General features: G+C 59.6%; 24 protein-coding genes. 12 read left to right on the top strand and 12 right to left on the bottom strand.

Features of this window, described 5'->3' with window-relative positions:
• The first annotated feature begins 54 nt into the window (after positions 1 to 54).
• Positions 55 to 762: a HEAT repeat domain-containing protein gene (locus NW830_RS05820; protein WP_414362338.1), complete on the top strand. Its 708-nt coding sequence runs from the start codon at positions 55 to 57 to the stop codon at positions 760 to 762.
• Here NW830_RS05820 and apcD read toward each other — a convergent pair.
• The 4 genes from apcD to NW830_RS05800 form a co-directional block, all read right to left on the bottom strand.
• Positions 759 to 1,244 (bottom strand): allophycocyanin subunit alpha-B, encoded by a 486-nt coding sequence (gene apcD / locus NW830_RS05815; RefSeq protein WP_414362337.1) that lies wholly within the window; start codon positions 1,242 to 1,244, stop codon positions 759 to 761. The genes NW830_RS05820 and apcD overlap by 4 nt on opposite strands.
• Positions 1,245 to 1,567: 323 nt before the next feature.
• Positions 1,568 to 2,806, bottom strand: a complete 1,239-nt coding sequence (locus NW830_RS05810; RefSeq protein ID WP_414362445.1) for a type IV pilus twitching motility protein PilT — start codon at positions 2,804 to 2,806, stop codon at positions 1,568 to 1,570.
• Positions 2,807 to 3,167: 361 nt separating this feature from the next.
• Entirely contained in the window at positions 3,168 to 3,839 is a 672-nt protein-coding gene (gene folE, locus NW830_RS05805; RefSeq protein ID WP_414362336.1) for a GTP cyclohydrolase I FolE, read from the bottom strand.
• Between the two features lie 104 nt (positions 3,840 to 3,943).
• The gene (locus NW830_RS05800; protein ID WP_414362335.1) at positions 3,944 to 4,669 is read right to left on the bottom strand and encodes an SDR family oxidoreductase; all 726 of its coding nucleotides are present in this window, start codon (positions 4,667 to 4,669) and stop codon (positions 3,944 to 3,946) included.
• A 213-nt stretch (positions 4,670 to 4,882) separates the two neighbouring features.
• Here NW830_RS05800 and NW830_RS05795 point away from each other — a divergent pair, with 213 nt between their 5' ends.
• The 4 genes from NW830_RS05795 (at position 4,883) to NW830_RS05780 (ending at position 8,976) form a co-directional block, all read left to right on the top strand.
• Complete coding sequence (locus tag NW830_RS05795) at positions 4,883 to 6,091, top strand: ABC transporter ATP-binding protein (RefSeq protein WP_414362334.1); 1,209 nt, start codon at positions 4,883 to 4,885, stop codon at positions 6,089 to 6,091.
• A 275-nt stretch (positions 6,092 to 6,366) separates the two neighbouring features.
• Positions 6,367 to 7,254, top strand: a complete 888-nt coding sequence (locus NW830_RS05790) for a Tic22 family protein (RefSeq protein WP_414362333.1) — start codon at positions 6,367 to 6,369, stop codon at positions 7,252 to 7,254.
• 32 nt (positions 7,255 to 7,286) lie between these two features.
• Positions 7,287 to 8,153, top strand: coding sequence for a peptide chain release factor N(5)-glutamine methyltransferase (prmC, locus tag NW830_RS05785; protein ID WP_414362444.1), 867 nt, complete (start codon positions 7,287 to 7,289; stop codon positions 8,151 to 8,153).
• 142 nt (positions 8,154 to 8,295) lie between these two features.
• A complete protein-coding gene (locus NW830_RS05780) occupies positions 8,296 to 8,976 on the top strand; it encodes a sensor histidine kinase (protein WP_414362332.1) in 681 nt (226 codons plus the stop codon).
• 3 nt (positions 8,977 to 8,979) lie between these two features.
• Here the strand turns inward: NW830_RS05780 and psb27 are convergent, their stop codons facing one another.
• On the bottom strand, positions 8,980 to 9,381 hold the full coding sequence (psb27, locus tag NW830_RS05775; protein WP_414362331.1) for a photosystem II protein Psb27: 402 nt from the start codon (positions 9,379 to 9,381) through the stop codon (positions 8,980 to 8,982).
• 73 nt (positions 9,382 to 9,454) lie between these two features.
• On the opposite strand from psb27, the gene NW830_RS05770 reads away from it, so the two are divergent.
• Both NW830_RS05770 and NW830_RS05765 read left to right on the top strand, forming a co-directional pair.
• Positions 9,455 to 10,195 carry an NnrU family protein gene (locus NW830_RS05770; protein WP_414362330.1) on the top strand — a complete coding sequence of 247 codons (741 nt, stop codon included), beginning with the start codon at positions 9,455 to 9,457 and terminating at the stop codon, positions 10,193 to 10,195.
• Between the two features lie 34 nt (positions 10,196 to 10,229).
• On the top strand, positions 10,230 to 10,619 hold the full coding sequence (locus NW830_RS05765; protein WP_414362329.1) for a thioredoxin family protein: 390 nt from the start codon (positions 10,230 to 10,232) through the stop codon (positions 10,617 to 10,619).
• Here NW830_RS05765 and NW830_RS05760 read toward each other — a convergent pair.
• The 6 genes from NW830_RS05760 to NW830_RS05735 all read right to left on the bottom strand — a co-directional run bounded on the left by NW830_RS05760 (position 10,559) and on the right by NW830_RS05735 (position 15,779).
• Positions 10,559 to 12,151 (bottom strand): hydantoinase B/oxoprolinase family protein, encoded by a 1,593-nt coding sequence (locus NW830_RS05760; RefSeq protein ID WP_414362328.1) that lies wholly within the window; start codon positions 12,149 to 12,151, stop codon positions 10,559 to 10,561. The genes NW830_RS05765 and NW830_RS05760 overlap by 61 nt on opposite strands.
• Positions 12,144 to 12,458: a hypothetical protein gene (locus tag NW830_RS05755; RefSeq protein WP_414362327.1), complete on the bottom strand. Its 315-nt coding sequence runs from the start codon at positions 12,456 to 12,458 to the stop codon at positions 12,144 to 12,146. The genes NW830_RS05760 and NW830_RS05755 overlap by 8 nt, the downstream gene beginning before the upstream one ends.
• A gap of 4 nt (positions 12,459 to 12,462) precedes the next feature.
• On the bottom strand, positions 12,463 to 12,981 hold the full coding sequence (locus tag NW830_RS05750; RefSeq protein WP_414362326.1) for a PDZ domain-containing protein: 519 nt from the start codon (positions 12,979 to 12,981) through the stop codon (positions 12,463 to 12,465).
• 226 nt (positions 12,982 to 13,207) lie between these two features.
• Positions 13,208 to 14,386 (bottom strand): sulfate adenylyltransferase, encoded by a 1,179-nt coding sequence (gene sat, locus NW830_RS05745; protein WP_414362325.1) that lies wholly within the window; start codon positions 14,384 to 14,386, stop codon positions 13,208 to 13,210.
• 125 nt (positions 14,387 to 14,511) lie between these two features.
• The gene (locus NW830_RS05740; RefSeq protein ID WP_414362324.1) at positions 14,512 to 14,862 is read right to left on the bottom strand and encodes a hypothetical protein; all 351 of its coding nucleotides are present in this window, start codon (positions 14,860 to 14,862) and stop codon (positions 14,512 to 14,514) included.
• A 134-nt stretch (positions 14,863 to 14,996) separates the two neighbouring features.
• The gene (locus tag NW830_RS05735) at positions 14,997 to 15,779 is read right to left on the bottom strand and encodes a ParA family protein (protein ID WP_414362323.1); all 783 of its coding nucleotides are present in this window, start codon (positions 15,777 to 15,779) and stop codon (positions 14,997 to 14,999) included.
• An 89-nt stretch (positions 15,780 to 15,868) separates the two neighbouring features.
• On the opposite strand from NW830_RS05735, the gene NW830_RS05730 reads away from it, so the two are divergent.
• The 5 genes from NW830_RS05730 (at position 15,869) to NW830_RS05710 (ending at position 20,276) form a co-directional block, all read left to right on the top strand.
• Positions 15,869 to 17,155, top strand: a complete 1,287-nt coding sequence (locus NW830_RS05730; protein ID WP_414362322.1) for a glucose-1-phosphate adenylyltransferase — start codon at positions 15,869 to 15,871, stop codon at positions 17,153 to 17,155.
• 131 nt (positions 17,156 to 17,286) lie between these two features.
• Positions 17,287 to 19,059 (top strand): ABC1 kinase family protein, encoded by a 1,773-nt coding sequence (locus tag NW830_RS05725; protein ID WP_414362321.1) that lies wholly within the window; start codon positions 17,287 to 17,289, stop codon positions 19,057 to 19,059.
• A 38-nt stretch (positions 19,060 to 19,097) separates the two neighbouring features.
• Positions 19,098 to 19,451 carry a hypothetical protein gene (locus NW830_RS05720; RefSeq protein WP_414362320.1) on the top strand — a complete coding sequence of 118 codons (354 nt, stop codon included), beginning with the start codon at positions 19,098 to 19,100 and terminating at the stop codon, positions 19,449 to 19,451.
• 161 nt (positions 19,452 to 19,612) lie between these two features.
• Positions 19,613 to 19,906, top strand: a complete 294-nt coding sequence (locus NW830_RS05715) for a YggT family protein (RefSeq protein WP_414362319.1) — start codon at positions 19,613 to 19,615, stop codon at positions 19,904 to 19,906.
• Positions 19,899 to 20,276, top strand: coding sequence for a hypothetical protein (locus tag NW830_RS05710; RefSeq protein WP_414362318.1), 378 nt, complete (start codon positions 19,899 to 19,901; stop codon positions 20,274 to 20,276). Before NW830_RS05715 ends, NW830_RS05710 begins: the two co-directional genes overlap by 8 nt.
• 499 nt (positions 20,277 to 20,775) lie before the next feature.
• On the opposite strand, the gene NW830_RS05705 is transcribed toward NW830_RS05710, so the two are convergent.
• Entirely contained in the window at positions 20,776 to 21,348 is a 573-nt protein-coding gene (locus NW830_RS05705; RefSeq protein WP_414404608.1) for a Uma2 family endonuclease, read from the bottom strand.
• Between the last annotated feature and the right edge of the window lie 140 nt (positions 21,349 to 21,488).

Raw genomic sequence — 21,488 nt, 5'->3', positions numbered from 1 at the left:
ATCGAGTTTTCCTTCTTTGCTACAGCCAGAGAAAGCTACGGAGAGAAAGGAACGATGACAACAACTGCTGGGGATCCGCCCTCACTGGCGACCTTGCTGGAGCTGTTGGGCTCTCAGGATCTGGGGGAGCGGCTGCGCGCTGTTAACAAAGCCAGAGAACTCTCCCCGCCAGAAAGCTTGACTCTGTTGCAGCAGGCAGTAGCCGACGAGAATGCACGCGTCCGCTACGCTGCTATTAGTCAGCTGGGCACCCTTGCCGCAAAAGGGATCGATCCGGCCACCCTTTTACCAATCCTGCAGCAGTCTTTGCGGGAGGATCCCGAGTTCGACGTGCGAGCCGCCGCTGCTGCCGCTCTAGGGGATCTCAAGCAGCCGCAGGCCCTGACTGATCTCCTGGAGGCCTACCAGCGGGAGACGGAGTGGCTGGTGCGCTTTAGTATTGTCGCTGCCCTCGGCGAGCTAGGCAACCCCGCCGCCTTCGACACCCTAGTGCAGGTTCTCCAGGAGGGAAATGAACTGCTGACCACCGCCGCTGCTGCAGCGCTAGGGGATCTGGGGGATCCGCGGGCCATCCCCTACCTAGAGCCCCTCATCGCTTCTGACGATTGGCAGCTGCGCTACCGCGTCTGCATTGCCCTAAGCCAGTTGGGAACAGAAGCTGCCTACCCTGGGCTAGCTCGGCTTGCCCAGGACTCCCAGGAACAGGTAGCCGCCTGCGCCCGCGCTGCCTTGGCCTCTCTGGCCGCAAAGGGAGCTCTCTAACTCAGGGCATTGATGATGTAGTCAAAGTAGGGAGCGGCCTCAGCCGCAGAGTCGGGATCCAACAGGCTGAGAGCTGCTTCCTTCAAAAAGACAATCGCATCAATCATGCCGGCAATGGGTACGTTGAGGCTGTTGTACATTTCCCGCACCCCTATGAGGCCAATGGACTCAATTGGCTCTTTACTGCCAGCGATAATGCCATAGGTTACCAAACGCAAATACCAATCGTAGTCCCGCAGGCATTGATTGTAGCGCTTCTCGCCGTAGGCATTGCCCCCAGGCTGTCGGTATTCAGGTCGTTTGGCAAATAGCTGTTTCTGGGCCTGATCGATAATGCGTTTTCTATTCTCAGCTAACACCTGAGCAATCTGCAGACGCCTTTCGCCACTGTCCATGTAGTCTTTGATAGCCTGCAGCTCGCTAACTGAGAGATAGCGCAGCTGGTTATCTGCAGTTTCGATAAGCTGGCTGATCACGCTCACGGTATAGATTCTCCTGTTTTGTAACACCCTCCCCCCCTCATGCTAACGCATAGAGGGCGGGATTTCTGCTTCAACGGGCTCTTGCAGTTCCTCTACAAAGAGACCCAGGAGACGCCACCGTGGGGTTGTACCCGATGGCAACCGAAACCATCCTACCCCATCTTTGCAGGGGTGTCTGGATCTCGGCCCTCACTCTGGAAGGATAGGGCGGTGCTTATCCACCCTCCACTCCAGCAGCTAACTTGCTTTCCCTGCCAAGTTGCTCTCAAGGATAAGGCAGGCCTTTCCTCAAGCACCTAGCCTAGCTATCTGGGAAACTGCCTCTAGATCCGGCCCCGCAGCCATTGGGCCATCTCGTTGCGGCGCGGAGCTGCCTCCAGACACACCTCTGCGGTAATCCGTCCCTCCTGATAGAGCCGAAACAGCGACTGATTCATGGTACACATGCCCTCGTAGGAGCCATCGGCAATCAGCTCCTCGATCTCGTCCACGGCGCCGCGCTTGATGTAGTCGCGAATGGCATCGGTGTTGCGCATGATCTCATGGGCTGCGGTGCGCTTGCCGTCGGTGGTGCGCACCAGCGTCTGAGCAATAATGGCCACCAACGTCTCAGCCAGTTGCAGTCGCATTGGCTCCTGCTCTTCCGGCTTGTAGATCCCCAAGAGGCGCTCGATGGTGCGGACGGCGCTGTTGGTGTGCAGCGTTCCAAACACAAGGTGGCCCGTCTGGCCCGCCTTGAGAGCAATATCCACCGTTTCCCGATCCCGCATCTCCCCAATTAGGATGATGTCCGGATCTTCCCGCAGGGAGGCCTTCAGAGCATTAGCAAACTCCAGGGTATGGATCCCGACCTCCCGCTGCCGAATCAGCGACTTCTTGCTCTGGTGGACAAACTCGATAGGATCCTCAATGGAAATGATGTGCTTGGCGAAGTTGGAGTTGATGTAGTCCACCATTGCCGCTAGCGTCGTGGACTTACCGGAGCCAGTTGGGCCAGTTACCAGCACGAGGCCCTTGGGCTCCTCGGCAATGCGCTTGAGCACTTCCGGCGCCCGCAACTGCTCCAGCGTCAAAATCTTGAGGGGGATCAGACGCAGCACCATGGCTGGGCCAAGAAGGGAGACGAAACAGTTGACCCGGCAGCGCACCAAGCCCTCGTACTGAATGGCAGTATCCAGCTCTAAGCACTCTTCAAACTGGCGGATTTGGTTTTCTGGCAAGCTTTCCCGCAGCCAGCTATAGAACATCTCAGTGGTGGTAACGGGGTGGTTACTGATAACGATTTCCCCCCGATCGCGAAAGCGAGGCACTTCCCCCACCCCCAGATGGATGTCTGAGTAGCCTTTCTCGTAGGCTTCCTGCACCAGTTGGCGCAGCGTCGGGCCAGGAGGGGCAGACTTGGGAGCAGCCGCAGCCACCGGGATTCGCCCGGCAGCCGTGGGGCGAGCGGGAGGCACAAAAGGCGGAGCAGCTGGACTAGGGCTGGGGGGAGATGCCTGCGGCTGGGCAGCAGGAGTCGGAGCGGCCAGAGGCACTTGCGGGGCAGGGGCAGGGCCCGGCATGGGCACTGGCGTCTGGGGTGGAGCGGCAGCCACGCCCGGTGGAACGGGCCGACCTAAGATGGGCTTAGGAGCACTGGGAGCAGGACGTGACCTAGGTCCTTGAGGGGGATAGACAGCCGCTAGCCCCGGATCCAACTGGGTTGGGGGCTCCGCTGGCGGCGTTTGTGCCGCCCCCTGGGGGGGACGCTGGACAACCGGCGGAGTCGGCGGCTTCCAACCGGACTGTAAGTCAGTGGGAGATTGGTTCTCAGGGCCGCTCATAACAAGCCTCGCTTCGGGCAGGATCTGCGTCGATTCTAAGCTAGTATGCCCAGCCTGAGCAGAGGATTAGCTTTCTTGCCGGCAAAGCGCCGCGGGAGCCTTAAAAGTTGGACGGGTGGCGAATCAGGCTCAAGAACTCCTCCCGGGTGCGGGGATCCTCCTGAAACACCCCCACCATGGAGCTGGTGACCGTCCACGAGCCCGGCTTTTGCACCCCCCGCATCACCATGCACATGTGGGTAGCCTCGATAACCACCCCCACCCCATACGGATCCAAAACCTCCATCAAGGCTTCTGCAATTTGCCGGGTCAGGCGTTCCTGAACCTGGAGGCGGCGGGAGTACATCTCCACAATGCGGGCAATTTTGCTCAGGCCCACCACCTTTTGACGGGGGATGTAGGCCACATGAGCTTTGCCAATGATGGGCAAGAGATGGTGCTCACAGAGGCTAAACAACGTGATATCCCGCACCATCACCATCTCGTCGTGGCCCTCGTCGAAGACGGCGCCGTTGATGAGATCTTCCAGAGACTGCTGATAGCCACTGGTTAAAAACTTCAGCGCAGCCACCACTCGCTGCGGCGTTTTCTTGAGGCCCTCCCGCTCGGGATCCTCCCCAATCCCCCGCAGCAACGTCTCCACCGCGGCCACCATTGCCGGATCCAGGCTTTCTGAACCCTCGGGCTCTTGATCTCGAACAAGGCGAGACTTTTGATTGGCTTTGTCGTTTAGTCGCAACTCAGCACTGGATCTGGGCTTGGCAAGAGTCATAGCAGGATATTCCTTTTGTTGAACGAAGGGTTAAAGGGGCTCGTCAAGGGGACGGTGCAGGCAGATTTCCTCTGTACTACAGAAAAAGCCAGCTCCCGGCTGGCCTAAAAGGCCCCTGCTGCCGGCATGAGGGTTAGCTCCTCCACCACAGCCCCCTTGGGCAGGCAAACAATGTGGGCAATGACCTCCGCTACCCACTCCGGCGAGAGCATCCGGGAACGATCGAAGTCAACCGGAACTGTATCCCAAAGGGGGGTATCCACAGCTCCGGGACAGAGGCTGGTTACCCGAATGCCATGCTGTCGTTCCTCTGCGGCCAAGACTTCAGAAAAGCCCAGCAGGCCAAACTTGCTGGCGCAGTAGGCCCCCCAATTGGGAAAGGCTCGCTTGCCCGCAATGGAGACGATGTTGACAATTACGCCGCAGCGCTGCTGGCGCATCCCAGGCAGGACAGCTTGGGCACAGAGAAAAGCTGCTGTCAGGTTCAAGTCAATCACGCGCTGCCAATCGGCCAAAGCCAAGCTAGCCAAGGGCCCGACCTGGGCTATGCCGGCGTTGTTGATCAAGACATCGCAAACACCAAATCGATCCAAAAGGGCTTGCAACTGCTGCGGTAGAGCGGGCAAGTCGGCCAGGTCAATGGGAAAGACCTCCGCCTTTCCTCCTTTTGCCTGGATCTCCGCCTGCACTGCCCGCAAATCGGGGAGAGAACGAGCCACCAAGGCAACTGCTATCCCCTCCTGCGCAAGCCTCAAGGCTACAGCTCTGCCGATCCCTCGGCTGGCTCCTGTAATTAGCGCACGTTCAGGAAACTTTGTCTCAAAACTCATCCAAAACAGTAAGCCTGGAGTGCGCCCTCGAAACCAAGCGCCACCACAGCCTGGGAAACTTCGTTAACTAAATATAACACTGATTTCTGCCCCCCAAAACAAAGGGTCAAAGCCGGGATCCCGATCCCTCTCTATGCCAAGCCGACCGGCCTCAGCGCGACTTGGGGTATGGTAGTCTGGTGGAAATAGTGAAAATACTTTGCAACAACGGTCATGGCCGAGTTCTTGGTTTCCTCGACGTCCAATACTGACCAGGCGGACCCTCCCTACATTCTTCAGCTGGAGGACATTAGCAAGAGGTTTCCCGGCCAGCGGCAGTGGGTTTTGCAGGAAGTGGAGTTTCGCCTGCGCCAGGGAGACATCTTGGGAATTGTGGGCCCGTCGGGCTGCGGAAAAACCACCCTCTTGCGGATCATTGCCGGTTTCGAGCAGCCGGATAGCGGGCGGCTCCTGCTGGGGGGGCAAGTGGTGGCCGGGGAGGGGCAGTGGATCCCGCCGGAGCGGCGGGGGGTGGGGCTGGTGTTTCAAGATTTTGCCCTGTTTCCCCACTTGGACGTTTTGGCCAATGTGATGTTTGGCCTCCGACCCACTCATGGGACTGGGGCAGGGGCGCGGCGGAGCCATCGCCCTCCCCTGACGGAGTTGCGAAGTACTGCCCAACAGGCGCGGGAACGCGCTTACGAGGTGTTGCGCTTGGTGGGCCTAGAAGACTATGCCCACCGCTATCCGCACGAGCTCTCAGGCGGTCAGCAGCAGCGGGTGGCTCTGGCCCGGGCTTTGGCCCCCAGGCCCAGCCTCATCCTTTTGGATGAACCGCTGAGCAACTTGGATGTGCAGGTGCGCTACTATTTGCGGGAAGAAATCCGCAAAATCCTCAAGCAAACGCAGACCTCGGCCATTTTCGTAACCCACGACCAAGAGGAGGCCCTCTGCCTCTCTGACTGGGTGGCAGTGATGCGGGAAGGCCGCATTGAGCAATGGGGATCCCCGGAGGAAGTCTATCGGGAGCCAGCTACCCGTTTTGTGGCGGAATTCATCACCCAGGCCAACTTTCTGCGCTGTGAGCGGCGAGAGTTTGGTTGGCAAGCTGAGGAGCTGCTGCGCATCCCCTTCCAAGCTCTCCAGGATCAACCCGACCCCAATCTGCGCTGGGGAGAGCTGATGATCCGCCAGGAGGAGCTGCGTTTACACCCTGATCCCCAGGGGGGCGTGATCATTCGGGACCGGCAGTTTTTGGGGCGGGAGTATCGCTATTGTCTGGTCACAGAGACGGGCAAGGAATTGCATGCCCTGGCGCGGGAAGCATTGCCAGTGGGCAGCCGGGTTCGGATTACCGTCGAGCAAGGCCGCCTGTTTCCCATCTCTAACCCTGGGGTGCTGCCAAGCAATCCAGCAGCAAGAGCCTTGCCTGCAGCCGGATAGGCCTCTCAGGCTTTTAGAGAAGGGAGGAGGGAATCTGTATTTGGGGGGATCCGCTTCGTCAGACTCCGTATATAGTAGGGGGATGAGGCAGGATCTCCCCTCAAGAGAGGGGTACAGAAGCCCTTGGGTGGGTGGAGTTTCAACCTGCAGAGGAAGCCACATCCCTAGCCCCAACAGGGTTGAGAAGCCTCCTTGGCTACAGGCTGTCGGCTAGTGTTAGAGATCTCGCCCCCTACCCACAAGGAGAAGGCACAATGCCGGGAATAGAGAGGAAAATGATGCGCAGTCATGCAGTGCAGCCTTTGGGATCCCTTTGCCGCCGTGCAGCTGAAGCCAGCGGGCGGGTCGCCATTGCAATAGCGGTGCGCAGCACCCTTTTGTTGGGGCTGGCGGGAGTGAGCTGGGGGGGGATTGCCCCTTTGCCTCCAGGAGAGTTCCTGTGGGCTCAAGCGGTGGCAGCTCCCCTTAGTCGTCAAGAAGTAGCAGAGCGGCTGAATCTGGTGCCGGTTTTTGCCATTGTGTCGCAGAACGGCACCCCTGTAGTTGCCAACGTAGAGCGGGAGGGTCGCACCATCCAGGTTGCTTCTTTTTGGCTAGATCGGAACCAAGCCCAGCAAGCCTTGGAGCAGGTGAAAGCCAAAAACCCTGAGATAGGCAAGCAAGCCCAAGTGGTGCCCATCCCCCTGGGCTACGCCTATGAGAAATCGGAAGAGGAGCGGGCTAAAAATAGCAACTTGTACTTCGAGGTCGTGCCCCGCCCTAGCGATGTGGAGGCAGCCAAGCAGGTGCTGAAAGAAACAGGGCAGGAGGTGCCACCCGAGGCAATTGGCGTGCCTCTGTTCTATGGCCGCTCCCCGGAGGGGCTGTTGACCATCGAGCAGGATGGCCAGGAGGTGGTGCCTTTCTTCTTCGACCGCAACGATCTAAAAGGGGCTTTGGAGCGGGCGGCGGCGCAAAACCCCGAGGTGGTTGGCAAAACCCAGATTGAGGTCACTTCCTTGGCTATTGTGGTGGAGCGCATGTTGGCCCCTGACGCGCAAGAGGATGTACAAAAGATTGCCTTCATCCCACCGCGCGCCTCACTGGAGTACGTGCAATCGTGGATACGCGCTGCAACTCCCCAGCCCAATTCCTCTGCCACTCCCCAGCCTCAGCAGCGCTGAGCCAACCCCCGCCAGGATCCGCCTTGGCCCAGGTGCAGCAATTGCTGGCATGGCGGGCCCAAGCTCGGCAGGAGGCCCAGGCTGCTGGTATTTCGCCTCAGGAAGTGGATCTCCTACTCAAGGAGCGGCTGGGCTGGGGGCCACTGGAGCGGCTGCTGGGTCGGCCGCTGCTTGGGAAGGAGGATCCGGTTGCCGAGGTGGAGGCACTCTGGCGACGTCGGCTAGAGGAGCGTATCCCCTTGCAATACCTACTGGGCAAGGTGGAGTGGGCAGGGCTAAGCCTGCGGGTAACGCCAGCAGTGCTGATCCCGCGCCCGGAGACTGAGCTGCTGGTGGAGCAAGCCTCTCTGTGGCTGCAGGCCAACCCTCTGCCGCCAGGTTCCCTTTTTGCTGACTTGGGCACGGGCAGCGGCGCCATTGCCATTGCTTTGGCCCACAAGCACCCCCAGCTGCAGCTTCTAGCGGTGGACGTGAGCCCAGCAGCCTTGGCCGTGGCGGCAGCCAATCTAGCCGAGCATGGCTTGCAGGAGCGGGTGCAGCTGCTCGAGGGATCCTGGTTTGCGCCTTTGGATCCCTGGCGAGGTCGGCTGCGCGGCCTCGTCTCCAACCCCCCTTACATCCCTACTGGGGAACTAGAGCACCTCATGCCTGAGGTGCGGCTGCACGAGCCGCGACAGGCCCTAGACGGGGGGGAAGATGGGCTGACCCACCTGCGGCTGTTGGTGCAAACTGCACCTGCTTACCTAGCCCCCCACTCCTTTTGGGCGGTGGAGGTGATGCAGGGTCAAGCGCCTTGGGTGGCCGAGCAACTGCGGGCGCAGGGGTGTTACCAGCAAATCCAGCTGCACCGAGATCTAGCGGGAATTGAGCGGGTAGTCAGCGCCTGCTTTGTCGGGTAGAAAAAATGGAGAGCGGCGTTGCCGGGTCCCAAAGGGGCCAAAGCCGCTGACGACAAGTTTGCCTCTTCAGGTGCGCAAAGCCTTGCCTGCCACCCCACCCGATCCTCCCCCTTCTCTGACTCCTCCTCCCGAGCAGGAGGGGATGGACTGGCGCTTTGCCTTTGAGCGCTCTGAGGTCATGCGCGCTTTTCAGCAGGAGCTGCTGGTTAGCATTGGCCACGAGCTGCGCAACCCCCTCAGCAGCCAGATGGGATCTCTGCAGCTAGTGTTGTCCAATCTGTGCGACTCTCGGGAAGAGGAGCGAGAGTATCTCCAAAGCGCCAAGGAGGCGGGGGAGCGCCTGCTCCAGCTATTGGAAGAATACACTCGGCTGGCCCGCCACGACCTGCCCATTCAGCCCCTGCGACCAACGCCAACCCGGCTGCGGCCTCTGTTGCAAGATGTCTACAGCCTCACTCGCCTCCAGGCCCAGGATCAGGGCATTCGCTACGACTGGCCTGCCCTCCAGCCCTCTTTGCTGCCTGAAAGCTTTGCTGTTTGGGCGGATCCCCATGGCCTGGTGCAGGCGCTGCTGGGCGTGTGTCGCTGGGGTATTCGCACCCTCTACTACGGCTCAATAGCCCTAAGCACCTATCCTGCTGGGAAGGAGCACCTCTATCTCGAGTGGAGCCTGGAAGGGCGGTGCCGCCTGCCCCTTCAGCCCCAAGAGAGCGCTGCCTGGCGGGTGAGCGAGCGGCTTCTAAGAGAAATGGAGGGCCATCTGGAACTTTGCGAGAGCGGACTCTACCGCTCTAGCATCAGGGCAACGCTGCGCCTTGCCTAAGGCTTAACCTTCGCGGCGCAAGGCCATCTCTGCCCGATCCAGTTGCATCAGCACTCGCTCTAGCTTTTCCGGCTCCAGCGGCTGATCCGAGGTGCGGTAGTGGGAAGCTACCGTGTTGAACACCGTGCGCAGGGTGGTGAAGGAGGGCAACTTGTTGTAGCGAGGACCATGGTAGCGCCCTGCAAATTCTTGGATGGCCTCCATGACCTCTGCCCGCGCCTCCTCCGGCTTCAGGACAGGATCCCCTTCCAAGAGAGCAGTGCGCAGCGTTTGGATTATGGTCATGCTGTCTTCGTAATACTTGCCAGTGAGACGGGCTGCTTGAGCCCCTGGGATCGCCCAGCCCAGGACGAGGGTTACCGACAGGAGCAAGCCGACAAGGCGTAGAATCAAGGTCTTCAGCATGGGGAATCGGATGTAACCTATCTTTAAGCTAAGCATAGGTTACGGTGAGAGCAAAAGAGGAACCCCCGAGAGGATGTCGTCCCCCCTCTTTAGCCACTGGCTGCCAGCGCTGGCCCCCTACCGCTCCCATGCCATCATGTTAGGCATGATCTTGGGATTTGCCTGCGCCCACAGTGGGCTGGCCTATTTGCGCCCCTGGGGAGAAGCGTGGCTAGGAGCGCGCCTGTACCGCCTTTTCTTTGTCTTGGTTAGTCTTAGCCTGGCCCCCCTGTTGCTCATCTACTTTTCTAACCACTGCTACGACGGCGTGATCCTGTGGAATCTGCAAGCTGTCCCTGGGATCCACACCGCCGTTGTCCTCTTATCTGGGCTCTCGTTTTTCTTCTTGTATCCGGCCACGTTCAATTTGCTGGAGATCGCCGCCATTCGCAAGCCGGAGCTGCACTTGTTTACAACTGGGATCATCCGCCTCACCCGCCACCCCCAGCTAGTAGGTCAGGTCATCTGGTGTGCGGCCCACGCGCTGTGGATTGGCTCTAGCTTCATGGTGGCGACCTCCCTTGGTCTTATTGCCTACCACCTGTTTGCTGTCTGGCACGGGGATTACCGCCTGGAGCGCAAGTACGGCCAAGCCTTCCGCGACCTCAAAGCCCGCACCTCCGTAATCCCTGGCTTGGCCATTCTGCAGGGGCGCCAACAACTGCACCCGCGCGAGTTTCTCCGCTGGGCCTACCTGGGAGTGTTGAGCTTTGTTGGGATTCTTTATGCTTTCCATCCGCAACTGGTTTCTGCAGCTAGCAAAGTTGCCTGGTAGCATGATCCCAAACAACTGCTTTAGTTTGGGAGCGATGATCTTGCCAGTTGCTTTAGATGCTTTTAATCAAGAACTTTTGACAAGTGATGGGTTGGTGTTAATGGAGTTTGGCGCCCCTTGGTGCAGTTTGTGTCACTTCGTTCAACCGCTTATCGACCGCCTTGCCTCTGAATGGGAAGGAGCCGTGGAGGTAGTGCGGGTAAATGTGGATCACAATTTTTGGCTACCGCGCCGCTATCGGGTGCGCTCACTGCCGACCTTAATTTTGTTTGAGAAAGGTCAAGAAGTACAAAGGCTGGAACACTTTACCAGCCGCGACGATGTGCTCCGCCGCTGCGAGCAGTTGTTGCTGGCCCATCTGCGCTACCCCTCCTCGCGAGCCTGCTCCTTGCTGGAGCCCCAGGCGCCACCGCCGGGGGTGTAGAGGGTTACCACATCACCAGCTTTCAGGGGGCGGCTGATCTTACTGGGGAGGGGCTCCCCATTGACAAGGTTGATCCCCACCTGGCCGGGCCCGCCCCCCTCTTCTCCTTGAGGAGCGTAGTGGCGGCGATCAGTGAGGAGGGAAAGGGTACAGTCCTGCAGCACCTGGAGGGAGCGAATCACTCCCCAGCCACCTCGCTGCTGTCCAGTGCCTCCAGAATCCTGGCGCAGCTCGTAGCGCAGCACCCGCAGGGGGTACTCCAGCTCTAGAGCTTCAATGGGGGTGTTGAGGGTATTGCTTAGGCCCACATGCACGCCATCCAGGCCTGGCCGCTGCCGGCTGGCTCCCTGGCCGCCCCCCAGAGTTTCGTAGTAGGTGAAGTGGCAGTTTCCCAGGACACAGTTGTTCATGGTACCCTGCCCCTGGGCAATGGCCCGGGATCCGGCCACTGGGGCTAGGGCCTTGAACACCACATCGGCAATGCGCTGCGAGGTTTCCACGTTGCCTGCCACCACTGCCGCCGGAAATTGGGCATTGACCAGGGAGCCGGGTGGAGCCACGATCTCAATGGGCTCCTCCAGGCCAGCATTGCTGGGGGCAGTGGGATCCAACAGGCAGCGTAGAGCAAAGAGCACCGCTGAGCGGGTCACGGCCAGGGGCGCATTCAGGTTGCCCGCTGTGGCGGGTGCCGTACCGCTGAAGTCCACCCGCAGCCTCTCCCCCTGCACCTCAATCTGCACCTGGATGCGGAGTAGCTGGGGCGGATCCCCCTCCCCTTCCAGCCAATCTGCAGCCGTGTAGACCCCATCGGGCAGAAGGCGGATCTGGGCCTGCATCCGCCGCCGACTGTAGGCAATCACCTCTGCAATCAACTGCCACGCCTCCTCTTCGCCAAAGCGAGCCAGCAGCTGGCGAAACCGGCTTGCCCCCACCACACTGGCTCCTACCTGAGCCTGGAGGTCTCCACGGCGCTGCTTAGGATTGCGCACATTGGCCAGGATGAGGCGCAGCAGATCCCCCTGCCAGTGCAACTCTCCTTCTGGAGAAAACCTCGCTAGCCGTACTGGCGGGATTACTAGCCCCTCTTGCCAGATCTCGGTGGAATCGGCGGGCATGGAGCCGGGACGCATCCCCCCAATGTCGGCATGGTGGGCGCGGTTCACCGCATAGGCACAGACCTGGCTGGGATCCCGCAGCGCGGGAATAGCCGCCACCACGGTGATATCTGGCAGGTGGGATCCCCCTTGATAGGGATCGTTGAGGACAAACACCTCTCCCGGCTGGGGAGTGGCTGCCACCACTGCCTGCACCGCCTGCCCAAGAGCGCCTAGGTGAACCGGAATGTGGGCCGCCTGGGCAATACAGGTTCCTTGGGCGTCAAACAAGGCCGTGGAGCAATCCCGCCGTTCCTTGATATTGGCTGAGTAAGAGCCGCGAATGAGGCAGGCCCCCATCTCCTCGGCAATCCCCGCCAGAGCATTGGCCATGACCTGCAGGCGGATGGGGCTGGGTAGGGAGTAGCGGCTATCCATAGAAGCTTCGGCGCAGCCAAAGCACCAGTTGGCGGATCCCTTGCCAGAACTGCAAACGGCGCCGCCAGCGGTCAAGGGCAGTACGATTTGCTTGCAGGCGCGCCCGCAGGTGGAGGAGCTCAGCTGAGGTGGTGGCCAAAGCCCGTTCTGCAACCACTTGCCAACTCTCTAGAGCGCGCTCCGTAACCCAAAGCGCTGCCCGTAAGCGCAAAATGGGGCGAAGTAGAGCTAGCAGGCCAAGAAACAACAGCCCATTGAGGGCGCAAACCACCCAGGCTGTCCCTGCTGAGCCCAACTCAGGGGTCACCAACTTACCGCTGCAGCATTAGGGGGCGCAACACGCGGCCATCCCCAACTACCACTACTGTAGACAGGACCTGCCCGCCGCGCCGAAAGGTAATCGGTACCCGTTGGCCCACAGGGGTATTTTGGATGATCTGCTGGACATGCTGCACCGAGGTAACCCGCTGCCCGTCGACCCCAAGGAGGATATCGCCCTGAGCTAGACCAGCTTGGTGGGCCGGCCCATTTTGCAGTAGGCCAACCACCCGTACCCCTTGCACTCGAGGGGCAGGGCCAAACAGGCGACGGCTGATGGCACCTTGAGCCATCTGCTCGTCAACTGTTTCAATGGCAACCCCAATGAAGCCGTTACCTGCAACGGTGGGGGCAGGCGCCACTTCAAAGCTGTCAACCTCAACCGTGGGGCTGGAGAGGGTGTAAGCTTCAACCCCAACCCAGTCACAGGGATAGGCCAGAACAGCCTCTGCCAGCAAGAAGGAGGCGGGCAGGGCGAGGGCAAGCTTAGACAGATGGGCTGGTTTCTGCATAGTTTGACCCTAGAGATGGCAAAGAAGGAGACATTGGTTTGCTTCCGCAGGGCGCTGGAGTGGAGCAGCGGAAGCCTTGACTGGGCAGCTTGCACCGCCCTCCCCTCAGTGATAAACCCAAAAGCCACAACTGTCGATAGGTCAGGCCGTTAACCTCTGGGGAATCTGCCCCGTTTTGACCCTCAGCTGGGTCTGGAATCTTCCCAACACGCCCCGATCCGAGAGGCTAGGGGGAACTGCGCTCTCGCATGGCCTCCACAAGGAGCTGGGCCACTTCGGGGCGAGAAAACTCTGGCGGCGGCACTTCGCCACGGCGCAGCATTTCTCGCAGCTTGGTGCCTGAGAGGTGAATGCGCTGGTGGGGCTGGCTGGGACTGGTCTTGACCGTGGCCATGGTGCCGGTGACTGTGCAATAGAAGGCGTGTTCAAACTTGAGAGGGATAATCCCCAGCTCTTCGGGCCGGAACTCGTCGAAAATGTGCTGGGCGTCATAGGGGCCGTAGTAGTTGCCTACCCCAGCGTGATCCCGGCCCACGATGAAATGGGTGCAGCCGTAGTTTTTGCGAACAAGAGCGTGGAAAATGGCTTCCCGTGGGCCGGCATAGCGCATGGCCGCAGGGTTAATGGCCAAGATCACCCGCTCTTTGGGGTAGTACTTTTCAATCAACACCTCATAGCAGCGCATGCGCACCTCGGCAGGAATGTCGTCGCTTTTGGTGGCCCCTACCAGCGGGTGGAGGAATAAGCCGTCCACAATTTCTAGAGCGCACTTCTGGATGTACTCGTGGGCGCGGTGGATGGGGTTGCGGGTTTGAAAACCAACAATCGTCTTCCAGCCTCTTTCCCGAAACAGTTGCCGCGACTGAACGGGATCAATCTGGTAGGCCGGAAAAAGGGGGTGGGGATCCCGCTGCAGGAGGGTGACAGGGCCGGCTAAGTAAACAGATCCCTGTTCGTAGAGCACCTTTACCCCTGGGTGTTGTTCGTCCGTAGTGCGATAGACCTGCTGCGCCTCACGAGTTTTGTCGTAGGTAAACTTCTCGGTCAGTTCCAGCACGCCCAAAAGCCTGCCCTCAGCATTGGCTAGGGCAACGGTTTGCCCTTCCTTGAGCTCGGCAGCTATTTCCTCCGCAACTGGCAGCGTAATTGGCAACGACCAGGCCAGCCCATTGGCCAAGTGCATCGTTTCCAAAACCGAATAGTAATCTTCCTGCCCCATGAAACCCGTCAGCGGGCTATAGCCCCCAATGGCAATCATCTCCAAATCCGATTGAGCCCGCTCGTTGAGGCGGATAACAGGGCAGTGCTGGGCCTTGGAGCGGAGCTCCTCCGCCTGCTCAGGGGAGGCAATGCGGTTAATCAGAGTGCCTCCGTGGGGTGGAATGGCATCGCCAGCAACAGTCATCTTTGCCTGGGAGGAAGTCATAGCGTGAACCAGGGATCCCTAACCATACACCCCCCTTTCCCTAGGCGCAATGCCGAACTGCTGGGACAACTGGCCCTACAGCCGGCGGGGGGCACCCGATTGGCCTAGTCCAGCATGTGGGGGGGCATGTCTTTGTCAGTGGGCGACACATTGTCAAAGATAGGCCGGTTCAGGATCTTCTTTTGCGCCTGCAGCGGGGAAGGAGGGGCTTGCGGCTTAACTGGAAGTCTGGCCTGCCCTTGGCGGCTTTGCAGTTCCTGGATGGTTTTGGCCCGCTCCTCCGCCACTGCCTGTAATTGGGCTAGCGCCTTTTGCAACTCGTCCCGGTGGGCTGTGACTTGCTCGAGTTGAGCTTGCAAGGTGGAGATTTTGCTTTGGTATTCCTGAAGCTGCCGTTGGGCCTCCGCCAACTGGCTTTTGAGGGCTTCGAGTTCCGACGTTTCTGCTGCAGACATTGCTGTTTCCTCACGTCCAGGGGTGGAGGTGGAGTCTGACTCGGTTTTAGCGCTCGCCCTGACCCTACGCCGAACTTTGCCGGAGCGACGAGGGGATCCTCCTGCAGAAGCAAACAGGCTACGCTCAGATCCAGTCACAGGAGCACCTCACGTTCAACCAATTGCCGCAAGCGCTGACACACCGCCGCTCCAGGCCGGTAGTCCATCACCGTCAGGCCATAGTCGAAAGCTGTGCGCAAATCACTACTATCTGGAATAGTAACGGGTGAGAGGACATCCGCAAAAATCTGTTGCGCTTGCACATACAATTGCCCAGTATGGGATCTTGACCAGATGCCCCCTGGCAGGTAGCGATCATCCAACATGGTGAGGATGGCACGGGCCTGGCTCAGCTCGCCCTTAAGGGTCTCGATGTAGCGCAGGGTAACTTCGGTGCAGGAGAAATCGGCGCGGTTGAGCCGTGTTGGGATCAGCACCCGCTGGGCTGCCCGTAGGGCATTGGCGGTGAGGGCATTCAGCTCCCCTGGCGTGTCAAGAAAGATAAAGTCGTAATCCGACCGCAAGGGATCCAATTGGCGCTGCAGGAGGTCTTGGCCTGCCTCTCCAGCAGCCGCCAGGTGGGCCGCCACTTCGGCCATGGTGCTGTGGGAGGGCGCCACGTCCACACCCTTGTCGGTGCAGTAGATAACCTCCTCCAGAGGCCGCTGATGGTGGGGATGCAAGCTGGCCCAAACCGTTTCCTCAGGAGGAAGGGATCCCGCCTCTTCTAGGTAAAAGCTGCTGGCAGTCCTCTGGGAGGTGAGATCAACCAGCAAAACGGAGTGGCCCCGCTGCGCCGTTAACTGGGCCGCGTGGATGCAGAGGGTGGACTTGCCGGTACCTCCCTTGGTGTTGGTAAAAGCCAGGATGCGGGCCATCAGCTTCCCCAAACTTCCGGTTTCCCCGCTGGGGTCAGGCGCCCCCGCCGCAGTCTATGCTATTGGGTGTAGCCTGGTGGAGGACAACCATGCGCGATGTACTGGCGATCATCTTAGGCGGTGGGCGTGGCACCCGCCTCTATCCTCTAACCAAGCGCCGCGCCAAGCCGGCTGTCCCTCTGGCAGGCAAGTATCGCCTCATCGACGTTCCGGTGAGCAACTGCATCAATTCCGATATCGACAAAATCTACGTCCTCACCCAGTTCAACTCCGCTTCCCTTAACCGCCACATCATTAACACCTACCGCATGTCCCCCTTCACAGGCGGCTTTGTAGATATCTTGGCGGCCCAACAAACGCCCGATAACCCCGACTGGTTTCAGGGCACGGCTGACGCCGTTCGCCAATATCTCTGGCTGATGGACTCCTGGAAGCCACGGGACTTCCTGATCCTATCTGGGGATCACCTCTACCGCATGGACTACCGCCCCTTCATTCAGTATCACCGGCAAACGGGAGCCGATGTGACGCTGGCGGTGCTCCCCTGCGAAGAAAAAGTGGCCTCCAGCTTTGGTTTGCTGAAGATCGACGCCGAGGGACGCGTTATCGATTTCAAGGAAAAGCCGCAAGGGGAGCTGCTGGAGGCCTGCCGCGTCGATACCCAAGTCCTCGGCCTAGATCCGGAAGAGGCCAAGGCCAAACCCTACATCGCCTCCATGGGGATCTACGTCTTCCGGCGGGAAGCCCTCATCGAGATGCTGCAAGTGAAGGACCATACCGACTTCGGCAAAGAGGTGCTGCCCTCAGCTATTGGCAAATACCACCTGCAGGCCTACCCGTTCAAGGGCTACTGGGAGGACATTGGTACCATCGAGGCTTTCTACCGAGCCAACCTGGCGCTGGTGCAGCACCCCAACCCGCCCTTTAGCTTCTTCGACAGCGAAATGCCCATCTACACCCGCCCGCGCTTTCTGCCTCCCAACAAGATCCTCGACTCCCACATTGTCAACTCTATGATTGCCGACGGCTGCATCATCGAAAACGCCCAAATTCGCAACTCCATCATCGGCATTCGCAGCCGCATAGAGGCCAACACTGTTATTGAAAACACGCTGGTCATGGGGGCCGATTACTACGAGTCGGCAGAAGAGCGGCGGGCCAAGCTGGAAGCTGGGATCCCGCCGGTGGGCATCGGGGCCAACTCCCACATCGCCAACGCCATTGTGGACAAGAACGCCCGCATCGGGCGCAACGTCCGCATCATCAACAAGGATCACGTCAGCGAAGCGCAGCGGGAAGAGGAAGGGATTTGGATTAGCAACGGCATTGTCACCATCATTAAGGACTCGGTGATCCCGGACAATACCATCATCTAAGCAAGCTCGGGGATCCCGCCGGCAAAAGCTGAGGAGGCGATGTTAAGGAAGATGTAGAAAAATTAGGCAACTTTTGCCATTACAATAGGTTATTACCTGGAATCTTTAAAACGATTTGAGATCACTAGAGCGTGCCTAACAAGATTGTTTCTGTTGCTGACCTGGAAGTATACGATCCGCAATTCATTGCCCGTTACTATCGCTGGCGTCTGCCCCAAGTCATCGCTCGGGCCCTAGCCATTCTCGGTCCTCTCTTATGGTTTGTCCTCTGTTTGCGCTGGGATCAGCTGTGGGGGCAGGGCGATTGCAAGGTGCCCCAGCGGGCAGAGCAGCTGCGCAAACTGCTCACCGACCTAGGACCGACGTTTATCAAGGTGGGGCAGGCCCTCTCCACGCGACCCGACTTGGTGCGCAAAGACTACTTGGAAGAGCTGACCAAGCTGCAGGATCAACTGCCCAGCTTTCCTTCTGAGGAGGCATTTGCCTGTATTGAGGCGGAGCTAGGCCGCCCAATTAGTGAGATCTACGCCCAGATCTCGCCTGAACCAGTGGCTGCGGCTAGCCTGGGGCAGGTTTACAAGGCGCAGTTGCACAGTGGCGAGTGGGTGGCAGTCAAGGTGCAGCGGCCCCGCCTACGGGAGCGGCTGAGCCTGGATCTCTACCTTATCCGCTGGGCCTCCACCTGGCTGGGCCCTTGGTTGCCCTTGAACCTGGGCAACACGTTGACAGCGGTGGTGGATGAATTTGGTTACAAGCTCTTTGAGGAGATCGACTACCTGCAGGAAGGACGGAACTGCGAGCGCTTTGCCGAATACTTTCGCGGCGATCCCAATGTGTATGTGCCGCGCATCTTCTGGGCCTACAGCACCCGTCGGGTTTTGACCCTGGAGTGGATCGACGGCATCAAGCTTACCGATGTGGAGCGGATTCGGGCAGCCAACTTAGAGGTCAAACAACTGGTGCGCATCGGCGTGGTGGCCGGCCTGAAGCAGTTGCTGGAATACGGCTTTTTCCATGCCGATCCCCATCCGGGCAATCTGTTTGCCCTGCCCGATGGACGGCTGGCCTACATCGATTTTGGCATGATGGATCAGCTCACGGAAGAGATGAAAGAATACCTGGTGGACGCACTGGTTCACCTGGTGGATCGCGACTACAACGCCCTCATTGACGATTTTATCCATCTAGGTTTTTTACAGCCGGATGTTAACCGCCAAGAGCTGATCCCTGCTCTGGAGAAGGTGTTGGCGGATGTGCTGAGCCAGGAGGTGGGCAACTTCAACTTCAAAACCGCCACCGACCAGTTCTCTGATTTGATGTACCGCTACCCCTTTCAGGTGCCCTCCCACTTTGCGTTGGTGATCCGCTCTTTGGTTACCCAAGAGGGAGTGGCCCTCAGCCTCTATCCCCAGTTTCGTATCGTAGGCGTGGCCTATCCGTACGTGGCCAAGCGCCTGCTAACGGATGAATCCCCTCGGATTCGCCAGCGGCTGCTGCAAGTGCTGGTTAAAGATGGCAAGTTCCGCTGGGACCGCCTGGAGAACCTGATTCAAGTTGCCCGCAGTGATGGTGACCTGGACTGGATCTCTACTACCCGCCTGGGCTTGCACTACCTCCTGTCAGAGGAAGCGCGGGAGCTGCGCCGCCAGTTAGTCCTCTCGCTTACCGAGGATGACCGCCTTCACTTCGAGGAGTTGCAGCGGCTGTGGCGGGTGGTCAGCCCTGACTTGTCTCCAGCTCACCTTTGGCAAGCCGCCCTAGCCTCCTTGCCCTTGACCAAGAGACTGGAGACACTCCTAGCTAGGTTGAGGGAGCAGGTGCAAGATCAACTGGAAAGTTTAAGCCACTGGCAACTCCCCCAGCTCTGGCCTAGATTGCTGGCAGGGGTGGGGCAAGAAAGCTAGAACGGAAGAAGAGAAACTCAATCCTCTGGAAGGCAAGGGTGGCAGATCAGCAGAACGATTTCATGGCCGGTGTGGTAACCGGGGCGGTGGTGGGAGGGATCCTGGGCGGGATCATCGGGTTTGTGCTTGCGCCCAGGCTAGGCAAGGGCCCTGCTGAGGGCCAACACCAGGATCCAGACCGCCCTAGGGGCACCGCCACGACCCCTAAACGCCCCCGCCGCCAAGCGGAGGCAGTTGGGTTCAGAGAATGGGAGCAGGAGGCGGAACGAATTGCCCAGGCTCGCCGCGCCCTTGAGGCCAAAATTGCTGAGCTCAATGAGGCCATTCAGGCCACGCGGGCACAGTTGCTCATCAAGGAAACTTCCCCCGGGGCTATTGAGGAAAAGTCTTGAGCAAAGGATCCCTGCCCATGCCAAACTAGAGGCGGCGGAGGTCTTGCCGGCACTATCCGGGGCCGAATGCCATTGAGATCCCAGGGCAGGCCCGCCTCTATTGAGTCGTTTCCCCTTCTCCAGTCATGATGCTCAGCCACCTATTGTCCTCTCCTGCTGGCATGGACGGTCTCACCCTAGGGTTGGTCTACAGCGGTGCAGCGTCTTTGCTGTTGCGCTCCCTTTACCAGTTCATTGTCATTTACAATGCCCTGCTGATTGTGCGGATTTTGCTGAGCTGGTTCCCGCAATTGAACTGGTCCAACCCCATCCTGTCAGTGCTTAGCCAGCTTACGGATCCCTATCTCAACCTCTTCCGCGGCATTATTCCCCCCATCGGCGGCTTGGACTTCTCCCCCTGGTTAGCTTTCCTTCTGCTGAGTTTTGCCATGCAGGTGGTGGGCCAGTTTGCCTAGTTGCGGGACCACCCTGCAGATCCCTGGCCCTGCTCCCTACTGGCTGCTAAACGCCCAAGTTTCCGTCTCAGTGCTCAAAGATGCGGTGCCAGGGACTACCCCCAAGGGAGCAGCCACTGGGATCCCACCTCAGGGGATCGCGAGCGTAGCAGGTGTGTCCACACCCACCTGGACAAGAGGCACGTGTGGCCGCGCACCTCCAGCCCCAGCGGCACTTTCGCTGGGGCAGTTCGAGATGGAGCAGACCTACGCCGGCGGATGGGAAAAACGTTGGGAGGACGGTTACCGCCGCTGCACCTTTGGCTTGCACTGCCGCTGTGTCCATAGCTTGCAAGCAGTAGGCACCCCCTTGGTCTGCGAGGGCTCCTAGGCGGGATCCTGGGCGGGGTGGCGGTGATGGGGCCGAAGCCAGATGGGTGCCCTGGCCAAGGAGCGGGGGCTAGATTTCATGCGGCTAGGACGGATGACCCAGGATCCCTCACCTTGAGACCTGTGGCAGCGGCAACTCTGCGCCATGAGTTTTCGGGACAGGGTTGGCAGGTGGCCCACCAAACCATGGCTCTGTTTGCAAGACCGTCGCCTGGGCCAAACGCCCCGCTAGCAGGGAGTAACACTGCTGCACGAGCTAAAGGCCCTAGGCCTGTTGGTGGGGATTGCCAGGAACTCCCTTCCACAGCTTTGGGGATGAGGTTGGCCATGATCCTGAGGAAGGTGACCAAACCAAGGAATTGCGCTTTGAGGTCCACCATCCGCAATTTGGCTTACAGCATGGGGTTGAGGCTTAAGGGACGTTAGCCACGAAAAGGATAGGCAAGGTTTTCGGAAGAGCTAGAGGCAGCTTGTTGGAGAGGCCAATCCCAGCGCGCCGTTTACGCCCAGACCAAACTGAGATCGGCAACGAAGCCGGGGAGGATGGGATCCCCTTCCAGACAGGCGGGCCGCTCTAGGATTTGGGGGGGCTGGCCTGGGCGATAGACGTAGACCCGCTGGCTTTCCGGGTCAATGAGCCAGCCCAGCTGGGAGCCATTCTCAAGGTACTCCTGTAGCTTGGCCTGCAGAGTGGCCAAGTCATCCGTAGGGGAGCGCAACTCCAGCACAAAATCTGGACAAAGGGGCGCAAAGCGGCGCCGCTGCTGAGGGGTAAGCTGCTGCCAGCGCTCCTTGGCCACCCAGGCGGCGTCTGGAGAGCGAATGGCCCCATTGGGCAGGGCGAAACCGGTGGAGGAGTCGAAGACCAGTCCTAAGCTCGTGCGTCGGTTCCACTGCCAGAGCTGCCCCAGCAGATCGGCACTGCGAAGTCCGCTCTCACTGCCGACAGGGGCCATGGCAACTAGCTCCCCCCGGGCAGTACGCTCCAAGCGCAGCTCAGGGTTCTGCCGGCAGAGCTGCTCAAAGACTTCATCAGTCAACTCCAGGCTGGGCCGTAGGTTAAGCGCGATCATAGGCCAGTTCCCTGGGAACTATTCCCAGACCAAACTGAGATCAGCAACGAAGCCGGGGAGGACGGGATCCCCTTCCAGACAGGCGGGCCGCTCTAGGATTTGGGGGGGCTGGCCTGGGCGATAGACGTAGACCCGCTGGC

Source organism: Synechococcus sp. OH30, assembly GCF_047462175.1.
GTDB lineage: Bacteria > Cyanobacteriota > Cyanobacteriia > Thermostichales > Thermostichaceae > Thermostichus.
Note: the sequence above shows the minus strand (reverse complement) of the source record. Positions and strands in the feature narration are given on the sequence as shown.